The organism is Acinetobacter gyllenbergii (genome assembly GCF_001682515.1).
Classification (GTDB): domain Bacteria; phylum Pseudomonadota; class Gammaproteobacteria; order Pseudomonadales; family Moraxellaceae; genus Acinetobacter; species Acinetobacter gyllenbergii.
In genome coordinates, this window is record NZ_KV575263.1 from 180,227 (window position 1) to 206,092 (window position 25,866).

The window sequence follows — 25,866 nt, forward strand, 5'->3', positions numbered from 1 at the left end:
AACCTATGAAAGTACATATAAAAGAAATCTTTTCAGCACTATAGCAGAGTCTGGTCGGGATGGTTTTTTTTGCCAAACAAGTCCAACAATCTTTTCTGTTTTTGGGTCAAAACTCGCCTACAATAAGCACATTTTTATCACTCTACATTTGGATAAAAGGCTGCTCATGAAGCATTTCCGTTTCTCAATATTTTTTACGATTGTGTGTTTAGCACTTTCGGCCTACTGGGGCTATACGCATGGCCCTGAAGCGGGTGTTGCCACCATGCTAAAAGCACTGACCATTACTGCCATTCTAGCGGTGATGGAAGTGTCTCTTTCTTTCGACAATGCGGTGGTGAATGCCTCAGTACTGCGGGGTTGGGATCATTTCTGGAAAATGATCTTCTTAACGGTGGGTATCCTGATTGCCGTATTTGGGATGCGTTTAATCTTCCCTGTGGTGATTGTCGCGGTAACTGCCGATATGGGCATGGTTGAAGTCGCCAAAATGGCCCTGAATGATCCGAAGACCTATTCAGAGCGTTTGATGGCGCATCATGCTGAAATTTCAGCTTTTGGTGGGACCTTCTTATTGATGGTGTTCTTAAACTTCTTCTTTGACGATGGTAAAGAAACCCATTGGTTTAAATGGTTGGAAGCGAAATTAGCCCATTTGGCCAACGTGCCGGCCATGTCGGTGTTCTTGGCCTTGATCGCGATGATCATTATGGCGGCGAATGTCGATGAGTCTGCTCGCTTGGCTGTGACTATGGCAGGAATCTGGGGCATCGTGGTATACATCGGGGTGCAGGTCTTGAGTCATTTATTGGGTGGTGAGCCTGAGATTGATGAAAATGGCAATGCCATTGGCCATGATTCAAGTGGCGCAGCTTCGGGTGTGGTAAAAGCTGGTTTTGGTGGCTTCCTCTACCTCGAAGTGCTAGATGCATCCTTCAGTTTTGATGGCGTGATCGGTGCCTTTGCGATTACCAGTGATGTGGTGATCATTATGCTCGGTCTAGCGATTGGTGCGATCTTTGTCCGTTCAATGACCATTTATCTGGTCGAAAAGGGCACTTTGGATGCGTATATCTACTTAGAGCATGGCGCACATTATGCGATTGGTGCACTGGCATTCATCATGATCGCAAGTGGTACGGGCTTGCATGTACCTGAAGTAGTCACGGGTTTGATCGGGGTGGCCTTTATTGTGTGGGCGGTGTTGGCTTCGATTCAGTATAGCAAGCGAGAACAGCAAGCTTCTTAAGCTTGTTTTCAGCTTGATCAGTTAGTGTAAATAAAGGAGCGAATATCGCTCCTTTATTTTTTTCTCTGCAGAAAGATTGTGTTTTTCATAATCTACGTACAACCTTTGTAGGCGAATGGCTTATAATTCGCTGAGCCAGTTATAGTGTCTTATCAATAATGAATGCTTTAGAACGCCGTTCAACCTTTGCCTTAAGTAGCATTTTTGCCTTACGCATGTTGGGCTTGTTCATGATTATTCCTGTATTTTCAGTTGCAGGACAATCCTATCAATATGCCACACCTGCCTTAATCGGTCTCGCGGTGGGGGTCTATGGCTTAACCCAAGCAATTTTACAAATTCCATTTAGCCTCTTGGCCGATCGCTTCAGCCGGAAGCCTTTGGTGGTGCTCGGCTTATTGTTATTTGCCATTGGCGGTGCCATTGCGGGTCTATCCGACACCATTTATGGGGTGATTATTGGCCGTGCGATTGCAGGTGCAGGTGCGGTTTCGGCTGTGGTGATGGCATTACTGGCCGATGTCACCCGTGAAGAACAACGGACCAAAGCTATGGCGGCGATGGGCATGAGTATTGGCTTATCCTTCGTTGTTGCTTTTAGTTTGGGGCCATGGCTGACCAGTTTGGTCGGTATATCAGGTCTATTCTTTGTCACCACCATTATGGGGTTGGCTGCGATTTCGATGTTGCTATTGGTGCCTAAAGTTACGCGACACCACCGAAATTATCAGCAAGGCTATTTGAATCAGCTCAAGCAAGTCATCCAAATGGGTGAGTTGAACCGTTTGCATGTGTCGGTGTTTGCACTACATTTATTGCTGACGGCCATGTTTATTTATGTGCCTTCACAGTTGATTGAGTACGCGCAAATTCCATTGGCAAAGCATGGTTTAGTCTATTTACCTCTGTTAGTGATCAGCCTGTTTTTTGCCTTCCCAAGCATTATCATTGCGGAAAAATATCGCAAAATGCGCGGCATTTTTCTCACTGCCATTGCTGGGATTATTGGTGGTTTACTGATTCTGATCTTTGGCTATGAGTCTAAATATGTATTGTTGGCAGGACTGGGTTTATTCTTTATTGCATTTAACGTGATGGAAGCATTATTACCCTCTTGGTTATCCAAAGCAGCTCCGATCCAATCCAAAGCCACTGCCATGGGCGTCAATGCCAGCAGCCAGTTTTTGGGAGCGTTTTTTGGCGGAACCTTGGGTGGTCAGCTTTTGATGTTACAGAATACTGCGCTCGGGTGGAGTGTGCTGACGGGGATTGCTATAATATGGCTGCTAATTAGTTTTGGTCTGGCTCAGCCGAGATATTTGTCTTCTATTGTGTTGCCTTTACCTCAAGCAATACAAACAGATGAATGGACTTCAAAACTGTTGGCGATTCGTGGTATTGAAGAAGTCGTGGTGATGCCAGAACAGCAAGTTGCGTATATTAAAGTCGATAAACAGTGCATTGATGATGCTGGGCGACAAGATTTAACGCACTTGATTGGCAAAGAGGTAGCCATTTAATCATAACTCTTATAAAGTAAAACATAGAAATATATAGGATGAAGACAGCTAATGCGTGGTGTGAATAAAGTTATTTTAGTAGGTACTTTAGGTAAAGATCCAGAAACTAAAACTTTTCCAAATGGTGGATCATTAACTCAATTCTCGATTGCAACCAGTGAATCGTGGATGGATAAAAGTACGGGTGAGCGTAAAGAGCAAACAGAATGGCACCGTATCGTGTTGCACAACCGTTTAGGTGAAATTGCACAACAGTATCTCCGTAAAGGGTCAAAAGTGTATATCGAAGGTTCATTGCGTACCCGTCAATGGACAGACCAAAATGGTCAAGAGCGTTACAGCACTGAAATTCGTGGCGATCAAATGCAGATGTTGGATAGCCGTCAACAAGGCGAGCAGAGCGGTGGCGACTTTAACCAACCTCGTTTTAACAACAATAATAACCAAGGCGGTGGTTACCAAAATACAGGCTATAACAATAACAACAACCAAGGTGGTTATGGCCAAGGTGGCGGCTTTAATGGCGGCAACCAGCAAGGTAATTATGCAGGTAGCCCACAAGCAGGCAATGGTTTTAATACACCAAAAGCAGCACCTCAACCTGCTGCGGCAGCGCCAGCGGATTTAGATGACGATTTACCGTTTTAACGCTTCGCGTTCAGCATGAAAAAAGGCATAGAACTCAGTTCTATGCCTTTTTTTTGGTGTTGATTTTATCGCGCAGAGTCCAAGGTTTCGTGGTTAGTCACCACTTCTTGAGCTTTGCTGTAACTTTCAATCAGAAGCTGATAAGCCGGGAAAATCTGGGTATAAACCTGTGCCCATTCTAATGCATCATCACGATTCCACGTGCGTTGAATCTCAGAAGCCACAGCTGCGGTATCCATCGGCACCACACCGGCTTGCACCACACGAGCTAGGGTAATTTCTTCTGCCATTTTGCTATAGGTTCCAGAAGCATCAATCACGGCAAAGACTTTATAGCCTTCGGCAACAGCACTGATCGCTGGAAAAGCCATACACACGCTGGTAATGGTTCCTGCAATAATCAGGGTGTTTCGACCCGTTGCTTTAACTGCATTGACAAAGTCTTGGTTGTGCCATGCATTGATCTCACCTTTACGTGCCACATATTGGGCATGAGGGGCATTGGCATGGATTTCTGGAATTAATGGACCATTGGGGCCTTGTGGTACGGAAGCGGTGGTAATTACAGGAATGTTGGCCAAACTGGCAATCTTGGCAAGTGCTGCAGCGCGTTGACGTAATTCAGGCATTGGCATATCGCCGACGGTTTGGAATAAACCACTTTGGTGGTCAATCAAAAGTATCACGGCATCATTGACATCGATAACAGGTGCTTGACCATTGAAGTTTGCAGGCATTGTCATTGTTGTATCCTCATCTTGTCTTAGGGGGTATAATTGATGATATAGGCATGACGATGGCTGAAAAATATCTAATATAGGATATATTGTCATGCCAAAAGAACAATTGTTGTCATTATTGGTGGGTCGAGCAAATAACATGAAAGATTTAAATGACTTATATTTCTTTGTGAAAGTGATTGATTGCGGTGGTTTTTCAGCAGCCAGCCAAGAATTGATGGTGACCAAGTCTTTACTGAGCCGGCGTATTGCCGAATTGGAAGATCGACTTGGGGTGAAGCTGATCAATCGAACAACCCGACAGGTGTCGATTACCGAGGTGGGTAAAATTTATTATCAGCATTGCAAGGCCATGTTGATTGAAGCGGAAGCTGCCGAAGAAGCGATTGAATTTTTAACCGCTGAACCGCGTGGATTGATCAAGCTGTCTTGCCCGACCAATTTATTGCATATCAATATTAGTCCAATGCTGAATGAGTTTTTGCAGCGATATCCCAAAATCAGTCTGCATGTCGAAGCCACCAATCGCCGCGTTGATTTAATCAATGAGCGTTTTGATTTGGCGATACGAATTCGTCCTTTACCCTTAGCCGACAGTGAATTGATTGTGCGAGAACTGGCCTTGGCACGACAATTGATTGTTGCCAGTCCAGACCTGTTACATCAGTTTTATTCAATCCATGAGCCACAACAACTGACGCAGTTCCCTGTGTTGATGATGGAGTCCTTTGCGCCTGAATATGCTTGGCAGTTATTCTCTCAAGATCAGCAAGAACTCAAAGTCCAATGTCATCCACGACTGACCACCACGGATTTGACTGCACTTAGAGAAGCCACGCTGCAAGGCTTGGGCGTGGCAAAATTACCAGAATTGATGGTAGCTGAAGACATTAAACAAGGGCGTTTGATTCATGTATTACCCCAATGGCAGCCTAAACCTGAGCTGATTCATTTGGTCTATACCTCTAGACGAGGATTATTGCCATCGATGAAATTATTGATTGATTTTCTGGTACAGAAATTTGCAGAACTGAAACAACACAATTCAGTGCTTTACTAATACTGCACTATAAAGAATAACCACTGTCAGTTTTTGCCAATTCTCTCAGGCCCTCCATCAGGGTCTCAATCAGCTTTTCCACCACCAAACGTTGGCCTTTGCGTGAGGCATAGACCAGCTGTACGGTACCTCGATTGGACTTCCATTCGGGTAATAGGTGAATCAGTTTACCTTTTTGAATATCGGCTTGCACCGTGAGATAAGGTAAATCCGCAATACCTAAACCATCATGAACCGCATAATAGACCCCAGCCAAATCATTGCTTTTGACTCGTGGTTGATAAGGTATATCTACAGTTTCGTCACTGTGGATATGACATAAATGCCAATAATATTGATGTTTTTGAATGCCTAGGGCTACGCTTGGATAGTGCTGTAATTCTGAATAATGTTGAATGGTTCTGTCTTGCAGTAACTCGGGTGCAGCCACCAAACAATGTTCAGTACGAATCACATCGCGAACAATTAAACTGGAATCTTGATTCGGTTCAAAACTGGTGCGGATCGCGATATCAATATCATCATGCAGCACATCGACACGGCGGCTGGTCAATTCTAAAGAGATTTCAACTTTGGGATAGGCTTTTAAAAACTGATTGAGTAATTTCCGAATCTGGAAATGCATCATTAACGGCGGGCAACTGATTTTGACCATGCCTTGTGGTTCATTTTTCTGTTTGAGCAAGACATTCTCGGCACATTCGACTTGAGCAATCACTTTGCAGCATTCTTCATAAAACTCTTGACCTAAATCCGTGACTTTAAAATGACGGGTGGTGCGTTGGATCAGGCTGACATTAAATTTATGTTCAAGTTCAATGATGCGACGGCTAAGCTTAGATTTGCTGATATTCTCAGCTTCGCTGGCCGCACTAAATCCGCCGTGTTTTACCACCAAATAGAAATAATGAAAGTCATCAAATGAGTTGATCAAGGCAAAGCGAATCCGAAATAACAAAAGATGAGAATAGCATTAACTCTTCTCATCTTCCGAGGGCTTTATTTATTTTTCTGAGCTATTGGTGAAATAACTGGTCATCAAGTTACGATAATCAGGAATGTGATTTGAGAATAAAGCACCTAAGCCTTCGATGTCATTGCGCCAGTCACGGTGCAGTTCACAGGCCATCCCAAACCAAGTCATCAATTGCGCACCTGCTTGTGACATACGATCCCACGCCGCATCACGGGTTAATGCATTGAATGTTCCTGAAGCATCGGTAATCACAAATACCTCAAAGTCTTCTGCCAGTGCAGACAGAGCAGGGAAAGCCACGCAGACCTCAGTCACTACACCCGCGATAATCAATTGTTTTTTACCTGTGGCTTTCACTGCTTTGACAAAGTCTTCATTGTCCCAGGCATTAATTTGGCCTGGACGAGCGATATAAGGGGCATCGGGAAACAGTTCTTTCAGCTCTGGCACCAATGGACCATTTGGGCCATTTTCAAAGCTGGTGGTGAGAATTGTCGGCAGGTTGAAGTATTTTGCAGCATCAGCCAATGCCAAGACATTGTTTTTAAATTTGTCTGGATCAATATCCCGAACCAATGAAAGTAGCCCCGCTTGATGGTCGACCAAAAGTACGGCTGCGTTGTCTTTGTCTAGGCGAATATAGTCTTTAGTCATGGTTGTATCCTCATGTTTTTGTAGAAAAGAACACGGAAAAGACAGTGAGTTTCCGTCGTGCTTGAAATTATGCTAGTTAAGTTTTTCATGTAGATGAAGCGTAAAAAATGAGATAAACAATATCAAAAATAGGATGATTGATAGTGTTTAGGGTTCAATACAGTTTTTAATTTTAAATTGTCCTATATGTAGAATAATGTGTTGTCATTCTGAGGCTATAAGCACGGTGTGAGGAGGCGTAAAATAGACCTCAAGAACAGAGTTTCTACCTTATAGGAGAAAGCGAATGAAAAGAATTCTTGGTGTGTATCAAAACAAACACATGCACTGGGTTGGTGATGGTTTTCCAGTCTATAACTTGTTTTCTTATGACCGTTTAGGTCAAAGCATTAGTCCATTTCTACTCTTGGACTATGCTGCACCGTATCAATTTGATCCAACCACAGCTCAGCATGGTGTGGGTTCGCATCCGCATCGTGGCTTTGAAACGGTAACCATTGCCTATCAAGGTGAGGTCACCCATAAAGATTCGAGTGGCGGTGGTGGAACCATCAAAGCAGGTGATGTGCAGTGGATGACCGCAGGTGGTGGGATTTTGCATCAAGAGTTTCATTCGCCTGAGTTTGCCCATCAAGGTGGTTTGTTTGAAATGGTTCAGTTGTGGGTTAATTTGCCAGCGCATTCGAAAATGACGCCAGCAAAATACCAAGCCATTGAAGCCGATCAAATTCAGCACATTAAATTGGATGATGCGGGTAGCGAAATGCGGGTGATTGCAGGTCAATATCAAGACACCGCTGGTGCAGCAACCACTTTTAGCCCAGTCAATGTTTGGGATGGCATGATTGTAAAAGATCAGGAACATACTTTTTATGCGACTGAAGGTCATACCACATTGTTGGTTTTGCTTTCTGGTCAGGTGATCTTAAATGAGAACCAAAGCATAGAAGCACCGAGTTTGGTGGTACTGAGCCGTGAAGAAATTGACTTTAGCATCAAGGCCGAACAAGACAGTAAATTCCTGATCTTGACAGGCCAGCCACTGAATGAACCGATTGAAGGTTATGGGCCGTTTGTCATGAACAGCAAAGCGGAAATCATGGATGCGGTTCGTGATTTCAATAGCGGTAAATTTGGTTCGATGGAAGCTTAAATGCTGAGCTAAATTAGTTGCATATATAAGAAAGCCTATCACTCCGTTAGAGTGATAGGCTTTCGCTGTAAGGGTCCTCTATTGATTTTTTTAATATTATGTCACTTATAATTATTCAGCTTGTTATGTGACTTTATTCTCGTTGTTGTTCAATAAACATAGCACTGAATTAGGGCAATGGGAAGTCGGTAAAGTGCTGAAAATGAAAAAATATAGAATGTTCTGTATATTTTTGTGGCCTAAAATGTAATAAATTTAATTTTTTCATTATGTTAAGATAGAAATGCAATTTGTGATGAAATGTAACAAAAAATCAACAACGATATTACGACAAAAGTCTGGCAGAAGCCCTGAATCTGGTATTTTTTAATACCGTGTTTCGCTTAACTATCAGTCATAATCAAGAAAAATCATCAACTGATGGGACATAATTTTGGATATTGCAATTATTGGCAGTGGAATGGCAGGACTTGCCTCAGCCAGAATCCTACATGATGCAGGGCATAAGGTAACGATATTCGAAGCACTCGCAGGGCGAGGCATGGATAGTCATAGTATTGATTTTGATGGTGGCATTATTGATGCCCCGCTACGTGTAATGAATCCAAAGCTTTGGCAAAATACTTTAAGTTTAGCCAGCTATTTAGGTATCGAAACTTTCCCTGTCCGTACCTTTATGGCTTGCAGTTGGTTGTTTGAAGATAAAACCGATACATGGCTCACCACTTCACGTAGCCGTATCGGCAATTTCCCGATTATTAATAACCGCAAAGGCATTCAGCAATATGGTTGGCGCTTGGTCAAAGGCATGTTGCAACTGAAAACTGCGGTACATCAATTCTTTAAATCAGAGAATCAGGACATCACACTAGCTGAATTCATGAATCAATATCATATTGAGGAAGTGTTTTGGCATGGTACGGTGATGCCTGTGCTGTATACCATTTGTACTTGCCATCCTAAAACCATTGGAGAATGGCCAGCCAAACCTTTATTGGAATTTATTCGTCAGTTGACCGAAGGTGAAGCCTTATTGCGAATGAAAGGTGGAACACCTGCACTGGTCAATCGCTTGATTGAAGGCATTGAAATTCATAGTGGTTCGCCTGTTCAAAAAGTTGAAGAGCGGGGCGAAAAAGTTTTGGTGGAAAATGCACAGGGTGAAAGCCAATTATTTGACCGTGTGGTGATTGCGACGCCAACCCCAGTAATTGAAGATTTTCTCAAGCAACCACAATTTGCTGAGGATATTGCCTTGCTGAAAAAATTCCGCTTTGAGCAGGGTGATTTGGTGATTCACACCGATCCAATTGTGATGCCGCAACGCCGTAAAGATTGGGCGGTATTGAGCTATATGATGGATCGTAAATTTACCCGTCAGCAATTTACCGTGTGGATTAATGCGATTGAACCCAGCTTGGTGGGTAAAAATGCCGTGTTCCAGACGTGGTGTCCGGTGATTGATATCGATCCAAAGAAAGTGATTTCCAAAGTCAAACTCACTCGCGCAGTGGTTGATTCGGAAACCGTGGCTTTGAATAAACAAATTCAACAACGTCATTTAGATTTAAACCGTAAAGTGTTTTATTGCGGTTCATGGTCATGTGATGGCTTGCCAATTTTAGAATCTGCTGTGACATCAGCGATGCATATTTCTGAAATCTTAGGTGCAGCCGTACCTTTTGTTGGATTAAAACCAAAAGTTAAAGTTGCGCCTGAACTCGGTTATTAAGCATGACCACCTTCAAGCAAGCGTTGATCGAAAAAGTCATTGGGCATAAATATGCGATTGATGCCAAACGACTTGGTGATGATTCATGGCTTGCTTGGAGTAATTTAGGTTTTTGGCAAAGCCAACATGAGAGTTATCCACAAGCCTGCCAAAGTCTGGCTGATCAAATTGCACAATCCATTCAACTGAAATCTACAGATCGTGTTTTAGATCTGGGTTGTGGACAAGGTGCCAGTCTGTTGCATTGGCTCCAGCATTATCACATTCAACAACTTAGTGCTGTTGAGTTACAGCCCGAATGCGTCAAACGAATTCAAAAACAATTACCGCAGGTTCAAATTCATTGTGGATCTTTTTTGAATTTAAAAACACTCGGACTTTTGAATTCATTTGATGTGGTGCTGTGTATAGATGCGGCTTATCACAGTGATTTGAATTCATTTCTTGAATCCACATCTCCAGTTTTGAATTCAAAAGGTCGCATCGCATTTCACACGCTAATGTGGTCGGATAATTGGCTACAGTGTTCTACTCTACAAAAACAAAAATATCGCTATCTATTAAAAAGTGCCGATGTGAATTGGCAACAATTGATGGATCAGCAGCAGCTTGCGCAGACTTTAGCGCGGCATGGTTTTGGTGAAATTCAAATTCAGGATTTTTCCGAACCTGTATTGAATGGTTTTGCTGAATATATCGAAACACAAAAAAATGAAAAATCTGCCTTTGATTTGGCCCAACTCAAAATAAACATGACTGCCAAGTTGTGCCGAAAACTCTACCAAGATGAATTAGTACGTTATATTCAAATCAGCGCAGTAAAAAAGTGAGAACAAGATGCCAAATCAATATAAAGGTTCATGCCTGTGTGGGGCAGTGAGCTATCAGGCCGAGGTTGCACCACGTTATCGTTTTAATTGTCATTGTCGTGATTGTCAGAAAGCTACAGGCAGTGCTTATGCGCCGATTGCCTTCTTTCATCAATCCGAACTGAAAATTGAAGGTGAATTAAAATATTTTGAATCTTTGGGTTTATCAGGCAAGCCGATTCGCCGTGCATTTTGCCCTAATTGTGGCTCACAAATGTTTGGCCTACCCGAACTCGTACCCGAAATGATTTCAATCCGTGCAGGAACGCTGGATGATCCTAATTTGTATCAACCACAAGCAGAATGTTTTGTGAGTCATGCAAATGAATGGGATTTATTAAATCCGAATATTTCGCATTTTGAAAAAATGATGGGGAAGAAACAAGAATAAAGCGAGAAATGGTGCCGGCACACGGATTCGAACTGTGGACCTACTGATTACAAGTCAGTTGCTCTACCAACTGAGCTATGCCGGCAACGTGGCGAGAATTCTACAGAATCTAATTAAAAAAACAAGCGAAAAAATGAGCAATCAGATAAATTTAATTGGATTGTCGAATTTTCGCCAATTTCAGCTTAGCTATTGAGTGCATAGACAAAAGAATCAATCACTTCACCTGTACTTAAGTGTGCTTTAACAGGGACACGTTGATAGCCTGCACCCTCGAATTCATCCAGTGCTTGCCAGTGTTGTTCTAGATTGTCTGAGAAGAACACAAATCCAGACACCTTTTGATCTGTTTGATCAAGCACAATGCCCGGAAAGCCGAGTTCAGCTCCCCAACCTTGTTGTTTGAGTGTGCCAAATACATGTGCATCTGCCCACGTACCACCAATATTTTCCATGATATGGGCATTGGGGCGGTTGGGTCCTAATGTGCCGTAAACAAATAAACTGAGCATAGTGAAAGCTAGAAAGTAAAACAAATAGAGTAGCAAAAAATGGATAAGCGCGGGTATCAGATGAGAAAATGATTTTTCTATTTCTCGGCCCACCAGTCATTTGGCAATTGTTTAAGGATTGAAAGCTTAGAAATGACCACCCAAATTTGGTTGTTCGGTAATACTCTAAGGCGGTGATCGTTATATTCGAAAATATCATTATTGCTTGATACTCTTGGTTCTCCCAGTTGTTGCTTAAATTTGGTTGAATATTCAGCAGCAAGCTTTTTAACTTTATGGCGATCTTTTTTATAAAGTTCTTCTGTTAAATTTCTGGGTTCATTCACAATGAAAAAACGGATCTCCTCGACAAAGTTATTGATAATATGAGCTTGCCCTTTAATATTTTTTTGCCTGTAAAACTGAAATAACCTTTGCGAGCAGCAACTCGACTTAGACCACATTTCTTTGCAGCTTCTTTAAATGTTTCAGGGCGCCATAATTCTGGTGCTTGAATAATAAACTGATAGAGTTGCCAAATTTCTTCTGTAGATAATGTATCTCTTCCATAAATTTGCATTTCATAATTTCCTTTATACTGAATTTGATGAATTCATATTTTTCTACGTTTTTCAAATAAAAGAATGCCAAAAAAATTATTTAAAACAATACACATAATAGGTCAGTTTAATATCCATATTAGGTTGATTGTTGATCTTTAAAATAAAGATTAGTTAGTATCAAGCATATTAAGAAGCCTGATGGATACGGCTTTATATTGGATTATGAACAGTGAAATAAAATAATGGGAAAATATAAACATTTTAAAATTAAAACCGTTAAGGATTGGGAGGGGGAGTACTGGGATGTCTATGAGGAGCGAAAAACACATGTAGGTATTATGGTTTATCGTGGCTGGCCTTATGGACTGAGCGCTAAAGATGAGGGAGTTGGGCCAGGATTTTCAGTGATTTTAACGCCAGAAGTTGCTGATTTCGTAAAGGAATACAAAGTTTTTGAAGCTGCAAATAAGCTTGAACTGTCTTTAAGTATGGTCGGTAAATTCAGGCGATTATTGGGTATTCAAAGAAATTTTATCTATCGAAATGATCGATGGCTTTTGGCGCATCAAGATGAACTGTTGTATGACAGTTTAGACACATTAAAAGCTAAATATGGGCTAACGCGACCTCAAGTTTATCAACATAAAATCTGGTTGGCTGAACTTGTCGATATTCCTGTGCGTAAGAGACTTCGAAAAAAACAAGCTGAGGTGATTCAAGAACAATGGTTTCAAGCCAATAAACAACAGCTGAAAGGCTTAACTGTTCAAGAAATCGTAGAAAAATTTGATGTGAGTGTATTCATCGCTAAAAAATTTTATAACCGTATTCGGCAAGCGCTAGATGAATTCAGTTTTTCTGAAAAATTTCAAAATGATAAGCAAGAAAAGCGGCAATGGCTATTGGATCATCAGGAGGAATTATTAAACTCAGGAAAAACGGTTGCTGTCTTAGCGGATCAATTCCAAAAAATGCCAGGAGAAATTTTAAGAGCAAAAGCAAGATTAAGAGAAATCCTTGATATTCCAAAAATTAAGGCGCAAAAAGAGGCTTGGTTCGCGTTACATCAAGAAGACCTCCTTAATCCTGAGCTGAGTAATGCTGATTTAGTTAAAAAGCTTGGTCTGAGCCTTGAACAAATTTTTCGGAAGAAAGATGAATTAAGACAGCGTTTAGGACGTCCAAAACATAAGGATCAAGTGCAGGCATGGCGTTTAGAAAATCAGGAGATTTTATTAGACTTACATTTGAGTGTGACTGAAATTGCAAAAAAATTAAAACGGAGTGAAAAATATATTATTAAAAATCGTATGATTTTAAGAAAATTTCTAAATATTACGATTGAGGATCAAAAGAGAGCTTGGGTAAAACAACACCAACAGGATTTGGAGCAATTCAGTATTGTGAAAATACAAGAAAAATATCAGTTGGGTCGCTATGTTGTTCAAGGTTATCGAAGACTTTTATTTGAAATGACACAAAATGAAAACAGTTCATAATTGAATCAGACAGGTCATTCTGGTAGCTTTCATTGATCAAGAATAAGGCAATAATAATGTTAAATAATATCTTTAGCGTCTTAGATAAACTAGGCGTTGGTACTCAAAAACGTGCGATGAGTATGCGGTTTTCAAATGCAGCTCTAAATACTCAAATCATGCTGCAACGCCTAGAGGGTTATCATGGCATTAATGATGGATTATCTGTAGAACTGATCTGTTTATCGACCAATCCCTATATTGAACTCAAACAATTTATTGGATGCCAAGTTGCTGTAGATCAAGTGACAGATTCAGGCCAACTGTTTAGAACCACGGGGATTATTACAGGCGCAAGCCAAGGGCAAAGCGATGGCGCATTGAGTCTTTATCGACTGACGTTACAGGATGCCACCAGCTTATGGCATAAAAGACGCAACAGCCGTGTATTTATGAATAAAAGTGCGGTGGAGATTTGTGAAATCATTTTTAAGGAATGGCAAAGCAAAAGCCCTTTATTTGCGGCCAGCCTGAAACTAGATAGCAGCGGTTTAAGCAAAAACTACGATATTCGTCCTTTCTCAATGCAATCGAATGAAAGTGATTATGCCTATTTAACCAGAATTTTACGCGAAGAGTCGATTAACTTTTTAATTGATGAATCGAATTATATTGTTTCAAGTAATAGCCAAAGTATCGAGCCACAAAAATTACGTTTAATTGATGATAATGCACAATTTAAGGCGCTTGAACGTCGAAGCATTCGCTATCATCGCTCTCATGCCACAGAGCAGGCTGATAGTATTACCAGCTTTATTGCACAACGCCAATTGCAACCCACCGCGATTCATGTGCAGCGCTGGCAGGCGGACAGTTTAAGCCAAGAAGATGCCAGTGGTTCAGTGATCAGTTCACATCAGCACAGTGCTCAGCGAGATAATGAAAGTTTAAGTCTGGAACAAGCATGGAGTATTTCACCAGCTTGGATTGCTGATCTAAAAGGAGAAGATCAGGCCACAGCTTCAGGAAACAGTCAGTTAGATAAACTCAATAAACAGCTGAACCAATATCAGGCCTTACAAGCAAAATATTTTACTGCGCATAGTAGTGTGCGGGATACACAGGTTGGCTATTGGTTTCTGTTAAATGAGCACCCTGAACTTGAAAAAAATCACCCAGAAGATAAAGCGTTCTTAATCCTAAGCAAGCATTTTTATAACCAGAATAACCTTCCTAAAGAGATTAAAGAGCAAGTTGAAAAACTATTAAGTCTCAGTCATTGGGCGATCAGTAAAGACAGTGAACAAGAACGCCAAGCCAATGAATTGATGCTGGTACGTCGAACGATTGCTATTGTGCCTGAATATGATCCATTGACTCACCGTCCGACCGCACATGTCCAACGTGCTAAAGTGGTGAGTGATGGTGAAGAAATCCATGTCGACGAATGGGGGCGGATCAAGGTCCGTTTTCTATTTACCCGTACAGAAGATCATGCGCATGATGGTGGTGCAGGTTCAAATGACAGTGATACGGATTCGGCATGGGTGGATGTGCTCACCCCTTGGGCGGGTGAAGGTTATGGTGCGCGCTTCTTACCACGTAAAGATGAGATCGTGGTGATTGACTTCTTTGATGGCAACATTGACCGTCCCTTTGTGACTGGTCGCATCCATGAAGCACAGCGTTCACCGACTAAATTTGATCTTAAAGGCCAGCTTCCCGATACCAAAAAACTCAGTGGCATTCGTTCCAAAGAGGTCGGTGGCGAAGGCTATAACCAATTGAGGTTTGACGATACCACAGGACAAATCAGTGCCCAGTTACACAGTAGTCATGGTGCAACCCAACTGAACCTAGGCAATTTAAGTCATCCTAAAGACAAGCCTGAAAGTGAAGGTCGTGGCGAAGGTTTTGAGTTACGGACGGATGATTGGGGAGGAATACGTGCACCTAAAGGGATATTAATTACGACTGAAAGTGCATCTAATGCGAGTGGAAACCAACTGGATCGACCTCATTTACAACAAAATATTGAGAAATTCTTAGCGACTAATTCAGCAATAAAAGAGGCAGCTAAAGGGCATCAAACCACGGAACCTGAATTAGAATTTCAAGAGTCCTTAAAAACTGAACTTCCTCAGTGGAATGAGTCTGATTCTACGCCGTATATTGCGATTGATGCTAAAGATTCAATCATTCTAGATGCGGATAAAGGGATTGTTGCACAAGCTAAAGAAAATATAGATCTAAGTTCTGAACGGAATGTACAGATTTTTTCAGGGCGAGGATTTCTGGCGAATGTCTTAGATAAAATTTCTCTATTTGCGAAAGCAGCAGGTATTAAAATTAAAGCTGGACAAGGCCCCATTGAAATTGAAGCACAAGCGGATTCAATGAAAATAGCCTCACAAGAGTTAATGCATGTCTATGCAATTAATGATTTCGTTAAGGTTGAAAGTGGTAAAGGCATATTAATCGCTTCTGGTGGTGGTTATATCAAAATTGAAGGTGGCAATATCGATATCGTTTGTCCTGGTAAAATTAGCCTTAAAGCTGGGCAAGTACAGGTGATGTCTGGTAGCACATTAAGTACTGATCTCGCAGCCATGCCAAAATTACAGATGGATTATGATGAGCTCTTTGTTTTACGAAACAAAGCTGGCAAAGCGATGCCAAATATGAAATATCGAATTAAGACAGAAGATGGAAAAACAATTGAGGGAGTGACCGATTCAGAGGGTAAAACTGAAAAAGTTACCTCACTTTCAATGACGAAAGCCGTGATCACATTATTAGGATATATTGATGAATAAAATATATGCCTGTCTATTCTTAACTACATATGTATTCAGTACTGGCTGTGTATCTACAAAAGCAGAAATTAAAAATAATGCAAATGCCAGGATGGATTTAGAAGCAACCAAAAGCTATTGCATTGGGCGGTATACCGTAGAGATTCCTGCTGAGGTCAATCCTTTGAATCGTTATGACCAATACGACTCATTTATGATTAAAGTCAAAGAAAATGCGACACGTCAAGATTTTGATGAAGCGGTTCAAAAAGTAAGAAAAGAATACTCTACGGGTGATTGGTCTCTTACGGATGACTTCCAAGAACAAGAAATTGAGGGGCATTTGACTAAAATAATTAAAGGTAAAACATCAAAAGATAAAGGTGATCCATTTGATGTTTTTGGTTTTGTGCTCGATAAAAAGACTCTGTTTTTAATAGAAGGTGGGCATAGTGATCTACCTGAGTGGACCGAAAAAAGTAATGAAGCTATACAGCATCTTGTTAAAAACTTACGCTATCGTCCAGAACATGAAATCCCCACAGAAAATGGTCAATGTATTTATCAAGGTTTTATCAAAGATAATGATCAAAAATTTAGACACAGTAAACAAAAAATGGGTTTTGATTTTAAAGATTATCCGAGTGTCGTATTACGTTTTGATAGTGAGACCAACTCAAGAGAAACAGCAGCCCTTATTCCAAGGATTGAAAGTAAGTTAAGCCAAGCAGGACAAAGTCAGCGTCAAATAAATAAAGACAATATTCGAAAAGGTGAAAAAAATACAACTCATTTAAATGGGCAAGAATGGATTTCGGTCGAGAAAATGAAAGGTCGGAATGGCCTGAGTGCCTTATGGGAACATACGGGTACAGCACGTAATAATAAAGACCCCTTAATTGGGCTAGAGGTAGATACTTCATATTCATCATTTGGAAATCAGACCAGTAGTTTAGCGCAGGGTGAAGCGTTAAAACTATATGAGTCTATTTTAAAAACCATTCGTAAATTCTGAGAATAACTATGTCGATAAATGCAATAGGATTATTTAAAACCGAGTTGCTAGAAGGACTTAGCAATGTAATGGCTCGGGCTGTAATTACACTATTAGGATATATTGATGAATAAAATATATGCCTCTTTATTATTAACTACATATGTATTCAGTACTGGCTGTGCATCTACAAAAGCAGAAATTAAAAATAATGCAAATAACAGGATGGATTTAGAAACAACCAAAAGTTATTGCATTGGGCGTTATACCGTAGAGATTCCTGCTGAGGCGAATCCTTTACCTCGATATGATAAGTTTGATTCATTTAATATTAAAGTTGTCGATAATGCGACACGTCAAGATTTTGATACGGCTGTCCAGAAATGGAGAAGTGACTATTCAAAAGGGAATCGAAAGATTTTTGAAGACCCACAAGAGCAAAAAATTGAAGGTCGAATAACGAAAATTTTTAAAGGAAAGTTAGCTGATAAAAAAATACTCCCTTATGATGTAGCTGCTTTTGTGTGGGATAAAAATACTTTGTTTTTAATTGAAGGTGGGCATAGTGACTCTCCTGAAAGAACCAAAAAAAGTAATGAAGCCGTTCAGAATTTAGTTAAGAATTTACGCTATCGCAATGAACAAGAGATTCCAAAAGAAGTAGGACAATGTATTTATAAGGGATTTATTAAAGATGAAACGAAACAGTACCGTTATAGTATTCAAAAACTTGGCTTCAGATTTAAAGATTACCCAACGGTAGTATTGCGTTTTGAGGCAGAAAGTAATGATGAAAATGTATTGGCTATGATTCCAAGGATAGAGAAAAGATTAAAAGAAGTTGGACAAAGTCAGCGTCAAATTGACAAAAACAATATTAGGAAAGGTGAAAAAAATACGAGCTATTTAAATGGGCAAGAGTGGATTTCGGTTGAAAAAATCAAAGGCCCTAATGGTCTAAGTGCCTTATGGGAACATACAGGCAGTGCTAATAACAACCAAGACCCATTGATTAGTTTTGAAGTGGATACGGCGCACTCACCTTCTGGTAATGAAACTAATAGTTTAGCGCAGGGTGAAGCGTTAAAACTATATGAGACTATTTTAAAAACCATTCGTAAATTCTGAGAATAACTATGTCAATAAACGTAATAGGATCATTTAAAACCGAGTTGCTAGAGGCACTTAGCAATGTAATAGCTCAGGCTGTAATTACACTATTAGGATATGTTGATGAATAAAATATATGCTTCTCTATTATTAACTGCATGTGTATTCAGTGCTGGCTGTATATCTGCAAAATCGAACATAGAAAATACTGGAAATAATATGATAAATTTAGAAAAAACAAAAACCTATTGCGTTGGTCGCTATACCGTGGAGATTCCTGCTGAGGCCAATCCTTTAAATCGCTATGATCAATACGACTCATTTATTATTAAAGTCAAAGAAAATGCGACACGTCAAGATTTTGATGCGGCTATTCAAAAAGTAAGTAAAGAATACTCCGAGGGCAGAAGTAAAATCTTCGATGATTTCCAAGAGCAAAAAGTTGAAGGCCGAATTACTAAAATTATGAAAGGAAAATTAGCAGACAAAAAAATTGTTCCATTTGATGTTTTTGGTTTTGTACTCGATAAAAAGACTCTGTTTTTAATAGAAGGTGGGCATAGTGATCTACCTGAGTGGACCGAAAAAAGTAATGAGGCTATACAGCATCTCGTTAAAAATTTACGCTATCGTCCAGAACATGAAATCCCCACAGAAAATGGTCAATGTATTTATCAAGGTTTTATCAAAGATAATGATCAAAAATTTAGACACAGTAAACAAAAAATGGGTTTTGATTTTAAAGATTATCCGAGTGTCGTATTACGTTTTGATAGTGAGACCAACTCAAGAGAAACAGCAGCCCTTATTCCAAGGATTGAAAGTAAGTTAAGCCAAGCAGGACAAAGTCAGCGTCAAATAAATAAAGACAATATTCGAAAAGGTGAAAAAAATACAACTCATTTAAATGGGCAAGAATGGATTTCGGTCGAGAAAATGAAAGGTCGGAATGGCCTGAGTGCCTTATGGGAACATACGGGCACAGCACGTAATAATAAAGACCCCTTAATTGGGCTAGAGGTAGATACCTCATATTCATCATTTGGAAATCAGACCAGTAGTTTAGCGCAGGGTGAAGCGTTAAAACTATATGAGTCTATTTTAAAAACCATTCGTAAATTCTGAGAATAATAATGTCAAATAATGTACATAACCATGAGGCGTATGAAACCCTTCATCAGTCTGGAAAAACTTCCTACGTTTCACAGACCACCCCCAATAGTGTTAATACCGAATGTGAAATCCCAGCACCAGTCAAATATGTGGTGCCAATTATTTTTATTCCAGGGATTATGGGATCTAATATCAAGGATAGCAATAAAAAGAGAGTTTGGTATCCTGGCATTTCGACTTTAATTGAATACAGTAAAAGAGATGCAAAGGAACGACAAATTGATTTAAACCCAAAAACAACTGAGGTTGGTTATGATGGGGATATTAAAATAAATAAAAAGAAAGCGCCGCATATCACTGAAGAAATTGCCAGAGCACGGGGTTGGGGGTCAGTGATTCCGATTGGCTATGCCAAAGTGTTAATTTATTTAGAAAGCCAGCTCAACAATCCCTTTAAGCCCCTAAAAGAGCAACAGAAAGATAAATTTAACGGTACAACTGAATGGGAGAAAATCGTCCAACCAGGCAATAAGGAAACTAAAAAAATACTCAAAAACTGGTCAAGTAGCAAAGTGGTTGAATTACTTAGTTTAGAACAGCATGAAGAACTAGCCGATTATGTTTTCCCTGTATTTGCTTGTGGTTATAATTGGCTGGATACCAATATGAATTCTGCGGACAAAGTTGCTGATCGAATGAATAATGAGGTTATGGCACAAATCAAAAGAGAATATCCGACAGCTAAATTTAAGAAGTTTATTGTGGTGACCCATTCCATGGGGGGATTGGTCACTCGTGCCTTAATTCAAAATGACAAGGTTAAAGATAAAATTGCAGGCGTAGTGCATGGTGTTATGCCTGCGAGTGGTGCGCCAGCTGTGTATCAACGACTTACAGTGGGTTGGGATGGTTGGAAAGCATCAACTGGATTCGTGAACAGTATTAAGGCTTGGGCGACCAAGTTTATGTTTGGAGATACATCTGAGCGGCTTACTGCAACCTTAGCCAGTGCGCCTGGTGGTTTAGAGCTATTGCCATTTGCCAATTTTTCCAATGCTGTGGATTTTCCTCAAAATCCAAAAGCTTGGATGTTAATTAAAGCCAAAACACCCGCGGGTGAAATTACTGCATCATTACCGCAAACAGCTGACCCATATACTGAAATCTATCAAAGGAAAGACAGTTGGTGGGCAATGATGAATCCTGACTTTATTGACCCTGCTGGATTGTTAAAACAAGAAGCCAATGAAAAAGGATATGAAAGCACTTTTGATATTTATGCAAAGAACATTGAAATAGTTGTAAAATTACATGACCATATTAAAGATTCATATCATCCCAATACCTATGCGCATTATGGGTCAGATACAGAGCATCAATCGTTTGGGCAAGTGGTTTGGCGTTGTAAAGAAGTGCTCAATATTCGTTCAGAAGCTGAGCTGATTGAGCTAATGAGCTTGTATGGTAAGAAAAATTTGGTTGGACTACCAAATATTAAAGATCGAAGCAATGCAACAGAGAGCGATGAAACCAATCTGCTAGAAGATGAGATGAATTTAGTAATAGATGGTTCTAAAACACATAACTTAAATGCAAATGCATATAAAGAGGATGGTGTTAGAGAAATTTTATTAGATGAAAAATCAAATATTTCAAAAACCAATAAAGCCACATTTTATTTAGATTTAAAACCAACCTCCCAAGGTGATGGTACTGTTTGTTATCAATCGGGACAGGATGTGCGGGCGAGTACAAGAAATCCAAAAGAGACATTTGTGATTAATGGTTATGAGCATTCTGGTAGCTACGATAATGCACATGTTCAACTAAATACAATATATTGTATTGCGAATATAGTCGATTCCATTAAGAAAGACTGTTAGATTTTAAAAATTTAAATTAGATCGAGTAAGTATCTTACTTGGTCTAATTTAGATAAAATTTCTAAATACGAGTATTTTGCTAACTTAAACTCGATAGAAACTTTCAAAAAAGGATTGGCATCCTGTAATAAAAAAGGGTATAGAAATAAAAAATAATTTGATTAAAATTGTTTTATTCATAGCATATACTTCCTGTATTGATTTTAATACTATAAGTGAAATAAAGCCTTAGAACAATAGAGTTAACAAAAAGTAGCATAGATGCAATATGTTCGATATATTTTTAGTTAAAAATATAGGATGTTTAAATTAATTTAACCTTGTTGGATTTTATTTTTAAGGGACTTTGTTGCACGAAGATTTAAAAGTTAATACTTCCCCAAGCAACTCAAATTTAAGACATAACTTGGCTATGAGGTCTGCCTAATTTGGTAAATTCCTTCTAGGTTTGCCTGACAATTTTTCCATATTGACCTTCCTAAATACTTGACTGCTCGAAGCAGATCATTGTGGAGTGGTACGTAAGAAACAGGACTGACTGGCATACTACGAAAAGGAATGGGTGGTCAGTTTATCCCTTCATTTGTACAATGGAAGGCTGTTAGACATATTTGTTATGACTTATTGGGATGCAGCCTAATTTATTTGGCTATATTTTTACTATTTTCAATTTAATGAGAATAAGCAGCTCATTGTATTTAAAATTTTTGATCGAAATAATGAGTTAGAAATGTTGATTCGTGTGTAAATAAAGGATTTAAATCATGAAAAAGACAGATTTTATGAAAATAGCTTGTGTGTTGGTTATCATTTTTCTGAGTGGATGCCAAACTTTAATTCGAGATATCTGGGGAGTTTAATAATTTAAAGTGATTTCCAAAAATGACCAAACTTGATGGTCAGGCGAGTTATAAAAACATCAATGATCATTATATATAGGGTTGGTTTTTAATATTAAATTATGGGTGTTCGCTAGGGGTTAAATTAATTTATTTTGAGAGGATTTGAAAAGTTATGTTGAGTGCTGCAAATATTAGCCATGGAATAATGGTAGCTATTGTTATGCTCATTAGTATCGTATTTTTAATCGGTGCTGGTATATCAGCTTTGTGCAGAATGAAAAGCAAAAAAAATAAGTCAGAGACAAACGATATGATTATTCTTATGGTTACTCTGTTAGGTGTTGCTGGGTTACTGTTTTCATGTGCGGGGTAGCGAATTGATATTCAGATGTTATTAATTTTATAAACTCAATGATGACCGTGAAGGCTGTAATCGATATGAATTTGAAGTATCCATTAATTTTTATCAAATTGAGCATTCTACTGTTAAGTTCAGGTTGTTCTTATGCTGATAATTCACAAGATGAACAGTCAATGTTCAAAGTAGAACAGATGCAAAGCTGGTGTTTAGGGCGATATACTTTTAAAATTCCAAAAGAGTCATTACTGATTGGTGGCATGGATAAATACAACTCTTTTACGATTAAAAGTGAATTGAACGCTAGTGATGAGGCCCTAAGAAATGCTTATGCTGAACAGTTAAAAAAGTATTCTAATAAAAATATGAAAGTCATTGAAGATAAAGCAGAAATAAAAAATGGAAATAAAATTATAAAGATATTTAAAGCAAAATATGGGAAAGATAGTCGTGGAGCAAATGATGTGTTTGCCTGGGTTTTAGATCGAGGAACACTTTTTTCAATCACAGGAACATATTCACTAAAATACAAGGATCTAAGTGATGAGGCTCTAAATAATTTAGTGAATCATATTTCATTTAGAAATAATACCAATCTGCCAAAGCAAGCAGGAGTTTGTATCAATAACGGTTTTATTACGGACTCTGGTGATCCTTACAGAAATAGTGTTCATTCGTTTGGACTCGAATTGAAGCAATATCCTTCCCTCCGAATCTTTTTAGAAACGGAAGCCCTTGCTCGCGCTACTTCTGATTTAATCACTCGGACGAACTATAACCTTAAAAAAGAAGGTTTCTTGGCAAAGACAAATATCAAAACTATTCGTAAAGGGGCTAAAGCTCAAATTTCGGGAGATAGATTAGAGGGATTTGAATGGGTTATTAAAACGCCAATAATTGAAAGAGATGGTGTGTTGGCGACATGGGAGTATTTAGGTACACCAAGATTAGCAACAGATCCTCTTATTCAATTGGAGATCGATACTGGTTATGATCGAAATAATATCCAGACAGTAAGTATGAATGAAACAGAATCAATTCAGCTGTATGAAGCCATATTAAATACAATCAAAAAGTTTTAATAATCATTTATATATGCAGTTATTGATGTATGGATTTTATGAATAAAAAATTCTGGCGGTGAGAGAGGGATTCGAACCCTCGATACGCGCAAACGTATACACACTTTCCAGGCGTGCTCCTTCAGCCACTCGGACACCTCACCAAGGTGTGCGATAGTACCCAAAAAAATGCACGCTGCCAAGTTGTAGTCGAACAGATTTGCAGAAAAACTTTTTGGCTAGTGATAATATTGCGCCATATAACGTTCTATTTTGAAGACAACATCATATGCAAAGTACTGCAAAAAAAGCCGCATTGCCCGCGGTGACGCTGGCAGCATTAGGGGTGGTATTTGGAGATATTGGGACCAGTCCGCTCTATGCAATACGGCAATGCTTTGTCACAGGACATGTTGATATCAGTGAAGCGAGTATTCTTGGTATTCTTTCTCTGATCTTCTGGTGTATGAACCTGACCATCAGTTTTAAGTATGTTTCAATGATCATGCGTGCGGACAACAATGGCGAAGGCGGGATCATGTCACTGCTCGCACTGAATCTGCGCTCCTCCGTTTTTAGCAATAAAAATAAAATCTTTCTGATTGCATTGGGCTTTATCGGGGCATCACTGTTTTTTGGTGACGGGATCATTACCCCAGCAATTTCAGTCCTGTCTGCGATTGAAGGTTTGAGTCTGGTGACACCTGCTTTAGATCGCTGGCTGGTTCCGATTGCTTTGGGTATTCTCACGGCATTATTTATGGTGCAGCGGCATGGTACTGCCACCATGGGGAAATTCTTTGGCCCAATTACGCTGTTATGGTTTGCTTCGATTGGTCTGATTGGTCTCTGGAGCATTATCCAGACCCCGTATGTATTGATGATGGTCAATCCGTATTGGGCATTCCATTTTGTCTTTGATCAACCGACAGTTGCCTTTATCACCATGGGTGCCGTGATTCTGACCATGACTGGCGGTGAGGCGCTGTATGCCGATATGGGACATTTTGGACGCTTGCCGATTAAATTGGCGTGGTTCTTGGTGGTACTGCCATGCTTACTTTTAAACTATGCAGGACAAGGCGCATTACTATTACGTGATGCTAAAGCTATTGAAAACCCGTTCTATTTGCTGGTTCCTGATTGGGCTTTATTCCCGATGATTGGCTTGGCGACGGCAGCAGCCGTGATTGCATCTCAAGCGGTGATCACAGGTGTATTTTCGATGGCCAATCAAGCCATTCAATTACGTTATTTACCACGCTTAACCGTGCACCATACCTCGGATGTGGAACAAGGGCAGATCTATTTGCCATTCATTAACTGGGTGTTGTTTATCTCGGTGGTGATCCTGATTCTACTGTTTGAAAGCAGTGCCGAGTTGGCCAGTGCTTATGGTGTTGCGGTGACCATGACCATGCTCTGCGGAACCATTCTAATTTCGACTTTGGCCTATGGCGTATGGCGTTGGCCATTGTGGAAAGTGGCTTTATTTGCGGTACCATTCCTGATCATTGACTTAATTTTTGTTGGTTCAACCTCATTAAAAATCTTGTCGGGCGGTTGGGTGCCGATCTTGATTGGTGTGGTGGTGTATACCATTTTAATGACGTGGAAACGTGGTCGCGAAATCGTCTATACCCGTATGGAAACCAATGCCTTGCCGATTGAACTGTTTATCAAGAGCATTGGCATGAGCAAAGAAACCCATTTTGTGCCAGGTGAAGCGATTTTCTTAACAGGAACCCCAAACATTGTGCCGCATGCGATGTTACACAACATCAAGCACAATAAAGTGCTGCATGAGCGTAATGTCATGGTCACGGTCTATACCCAAGATATTCCCTATGTGGCAGATGAAGATCGCTTAAAAGTTGAAAAACTGGATGAGCATTTTTATCGTATCTATATTTATTATGGCTTTAAAGATCAGCCGAATGTACCGAATGCATTAGAACAAGCTTATAAGGAGCTTGGTTTTGAATTCGATATGATGCAAATGAGCTTCTTTATTTCACGTGATCGTATTGTACATACCGTGGGCGATGGCATGTCGCCGTGGCGTGAAAAGTTATTTATCTCGATGCAGCGCAATACCAGTCCTGTTAGTGACTTCTATCAGATTCCAACCAACCGTGTGGTGGAGTTGGGCAGTCAGATCGAAATTTAATAACACAATAGAAAAA

At 39.8% G+C, this 25,866-nt stretch carries 23 protein-coding genes and 2 tRNA genes; 17 read left to right on the forward strand and 8 right to left on the reverse strand.

Annotated features, from left to right (window positions below; genetic code table 11):
• Positions 1–166: 166 nt before the first annotated feature.
• The 3 genes from NG55_RS09960 (at position 167) to ssb (ending at position 3,417) form a co-directional block, all read left to right on the forward strand.
• Positions 167–1,249, forward strand: coding sequence for a DUF475 domain-containing protein (locus NG55_RS09960; protein ID WP_004657231.1), 1,083 nt, complete (start codon positions 167–169; stop codon positions 1,247–1,249).
• Positions 1,250–1,404: 155 nt separating this feature from the next.
• On the forward strand, positions 1,405–2,769 hold the full coding sequence (locus NG55_RS09965) for an MFS transporter (protein ID WP_065343164.1): 1,365 nt from the start codon (positions 1,405–1,407) through the stop codon (positions 2,767–2,769).
• A gap of 51 nt (positions 2,770–2,820) precedes the next feature.
• Positions 2,821–3,417, forward strand: coding sequence for a single-stranded DNA-binding protein (gene ssb, locus NG55_RS09970; RefSeq protein ID WP_016542674.1), 597 nt, complete (start codon positions 2,821–2,823; stop codon positions 3,415–3,417).
• A gap of 65 nt (positions 3,418–3,482) precedes the next feature.
• Here the strand turns inward: ssb and NG55_RS09975 are convergent, their stop codons facing one another.
• Positions 3,483–4,160, reverse strand: a complete 678-nt coding sequence (locus NG55_RS09975; protein WP_065343165.1) for a hydrolase — start codon at positions 4,158–4,160, stop codon at positions 3,483–3,485.
• A gap of 136 nt (positions 4,161–4,296) precedes the next feature.
• On the opposite strand from NG55_RS09975, the gene NG55_RS09980 reads away from it, so the two are divergent.
• Entirely contained in the window at positions 4,297–5,217 is a 921-nt protein-coding gene (locus tag NG55_RS09980; protein WP_065343341.1) for a LysR substrate-binding domain-containing protein, read from the forward strand.
• A gap of 7 nt (positions 5,218–5,224) precedes the next feature.
• Here NG55_RS09980 and NG55_RS09985 read toward each other — a convergent pair whose 3' ends face one another.
• Both NG55_RS09985 and ycaC read right to left on the reverse strand, forming a co-directional pair.
• The gene (locus tag NG55_RS09985; RefSeq protein WP_016660103.1) at positions 5,225–6,151 is read right to left on the reverse strand and encodes a LysR substrate-binding domain-containing protein; all 927 of its coding nucleotides are present in this window, start codon (positions 6,149–6,151) and stop codon (positions 5,225–5,227) included.
• 69 nt (positions 6,152–6,220) lie between these two features.
• The gene (gene ycaC / locus NG55_RS09990; RefSeq protein ID WP_016542678.1) at positions 6,221–6,847 is read right to left on the reverse strand and encodes an isochorismate family cysteine hydrolase YcaC; all 627 of its coding nucleotides are present in this window, start codon (positions 6,845–6,847) and stop codon (positions 6,221–6,223) included.
• 286 nt (positions 6,848–7,133) lie between these two features.
• Here ycaC and NG55_RS09995 point away from each other — a divergent pair, with 286 nt between their 5' ends.
• The 4 genes from NG55_RS09995 (at position 7,134) to NG55_RS10010 (ending at position 10,992) form a co-directional block, all read left to right on the forward strand.
• On the forward strand, positions 7,134–8,000 hold the full coding sequence (locus NG55_RS09995; RefSeq protein ID WP_016542679.1) for a pirin family protein: 867 nt from the start codon (positions 7,134–7,136) through the stop codon (positions 7,998–8,000).
• A 433-nt stretch (positions 8,001–8,433) separates the two neighbouring features.
• Positions 8,434–9,732 carry an FAD-dependent oxidoreductase gene (locus NG55_RS10000; protein ID WP_065343166.1) on the forward strand — a complete coding sequence of 433 codons (1,299 nt, stop codon included), beginning with the start codon at positions 8,434–8,436 and terminating at the stop codon, positions 9,730–9,732.
• Positions 9,733–9,734: 2 nt separating this feature from the next.
• Positions 9,735–10,562 carry an SAM-dependent methyltransferase gene (locus tag NG55_RS10005; protein WP_065343167.1) on the forward strand — a complete coding sequence of 276 codons (828 nt, stop codon included), beginning with the start codon at positions 9,735–9,737 and terminating at the stop codon, positions 10,560–10,562.
• A gap of 7 nt (positions 10,563–10,569) precedes the next feature.
• Complete coding sequence (locus NG55_RS10010) at positions 10,570–10,992, forward strand: GFA family protein (protein ID WP_065343168.1); 423 nt, start codon at positions 10,570–10,572, stop codon at positions 10,990–10,992.
• Between the two features lie 9 nt (positions 10,993–11,001).
• Here the strand turns inward: NG55_RS10010 and NG55_RS10015 are convergent.
• The 4 genes from NG55_RS10015 to NG55_RS21265 form a co-directional block, all read right to left on the reverse strand.
• Positions 11,002–11,077: transfer RNA gene (locus NG55_RS10015), tRNA-Thr, on the reverse strand.
• A 100-nt stretch (positions 11,078–11,177) separates the two neighbouring features.
• A complete protein-coding gene (locus NG55_RS10020) occupies positions 11,178–11,504 on the reverse strand; it encodes a gamma-glutamylcyclotransferase family protein (RefSeq protein ID WP_023271151.1) in 327 nt (108 codons plus the stop codon).
• 77 nt (positions 11,505–11,581) lie between these two features.
• Complete coding sequence (locus NG55_RS21260) at positions 11,582–11,830, reverse strand: hypothetical protein (RefSeq protein WP_228704172.1); 249 nt, start codon at positions 11,828–11,830, stop codon at positions 11,582–11,584.
• On the reverse strand, positions 11,827–12,063 hold the full coding sequence (locus NG55_RS21265; protein WP_228704173.1) for a hypothetical protein: 237 nt from the start codon (positions 12,061–12,063) through the stop codon (positions 11,827–11,829). Before NG55_RS21265 ends, NG55_RS21260 begins: the two co-directional genes overlap by 4 nt.
• Positions 12,064–12,288: 225 nt before the next feature.
• On the opposite strand from NG55_RS21265, the gene NG55_RS10030 reads away from it, so the two are divergent.
• The 8 genes from NG55_RS10030 to NG55_RS10065 all read left to right on the forward strand — a co-directional run bounded on the left by NG55_RS10030 (position 12,289) and on the right by NG55_RS10065 (position 23,701).
• Positions 12,289–13,545, forward strand: coding sequence for a hypothetical protein (locus tag NG55_RS10030; protein ID WP_065343169.1), 1,257 nt, complete (start codon positions 12,289–12,291; stop codon positions 13,543–13,545).
• A 56-nt stretch (positions 13,546–13,601) separates the two neighbouring features.
• Positions 13,602–16,340: a type VI secretion system Vgr family protein gene (locus NG55_RS10035; RefSeq protein ID WP_065343170.1), complete on the forward strand. Its 2,739-nt coding sequence runs from the start codon at positions 13,602–13,604 to the stop codon at positions 16,338–16,340.
• A complete protein-coding gene (locus NG55_RS10040) occupies positions 16,333–17,334 on the forward strand; it encodes a T6SS immunity protein Tli4 family protein (protein ID WP_065343171.1) in 1,002 nt (333 codons plus the stop codon). Before NG55_RS10035 ends, NG55_RS10040 begins: the two co-directional genes overlap by 8 nt.
• 105 nt (positions 17,335–17,439) lie before the next feature.
• Complete coding sequence (locus NG55_RS10045) at positions 17,440–18,441, forward strand: T6SS immunity protein Tli4 family protein (RefSeq protein ID WP_065343172.1); 1,002 nt, start codon at positions 17,440–17,442, stop codon at positions 18,439–18,441.
• Positions 18,442–18,546: 105 nt separating this feature from the next.
• A complete protein-coding gene (locus NG55_RS10050) occupies positions 18,547–19,548 on the forward strand; it encodes a T6SS immunity protein Tli4 family protein (protein WP_065343173.1) in 1,002 nt (333 codons plus the stop codon).
• 8 nt (positions 19,549–19,556) lie between these two features.
• The gene (locus tag NG55_RS10055) at positions 19,557–21,419 is read left to right on the forward strand and encodes an esterase/lipase family protein (protein WP_065343174.1); all 1,863 of its coding nucleotides are present in this window, start codon (positions 19,557–19,559) and stop codon (positions 21,417–21,419) included.
• 1,014 nt (positions 21,420–22,433) lie between these two features.
• On the forward strand, positions 22,434–22,634 hold the full coding sequence (locus NG55_RS10060; RefSeq protein ID WP_016660108.1) for a hypothetical protein: 201 nt from the start codon (positions 22,434–22,436) through the stop codon (positions 22,632–22,634).
• Between the two features lie 65 nt (positions 22,635–22,699).
• Complete coding sequence (locus NG55_RS10065; protein WP_016542956.1) at positions 22,700–23,701, forward strand: T6SS immunity protein Tli4 family protein; 1,002 nt, start codon at positions 22,700–22,702, stop codon at positions 23,699–23,701.
• Between the two features lie 53 nt (positions 23,702–23,754).
• On the opposite strand, the gene NG55_RS10070 is transcribed toward NG55_RS10065, so the two are convergent.
• A tRNA-Ser gene (locus NG55_RS10070) sits at positions 23,755–23,844 on the reverse strand.
• A gap of 125 nt (positions 23,845–23,969) precedes the next feature.
• Here NG55_RS10070 and NG55_RS10075 point away from each other — a divergent pair.
• Complete coding sequence (locus tag NG55_RS10075; protein ID WP_016542955.1) at positions 23,970–25,850, forward strand: potassium transporter Kup; 1,881 nt, start codon at positions 23,970–23,972, stop codon at positions 25,848–25,850.
• Positions 25,851–25,866: the final 16 nt, after the last annotated feature.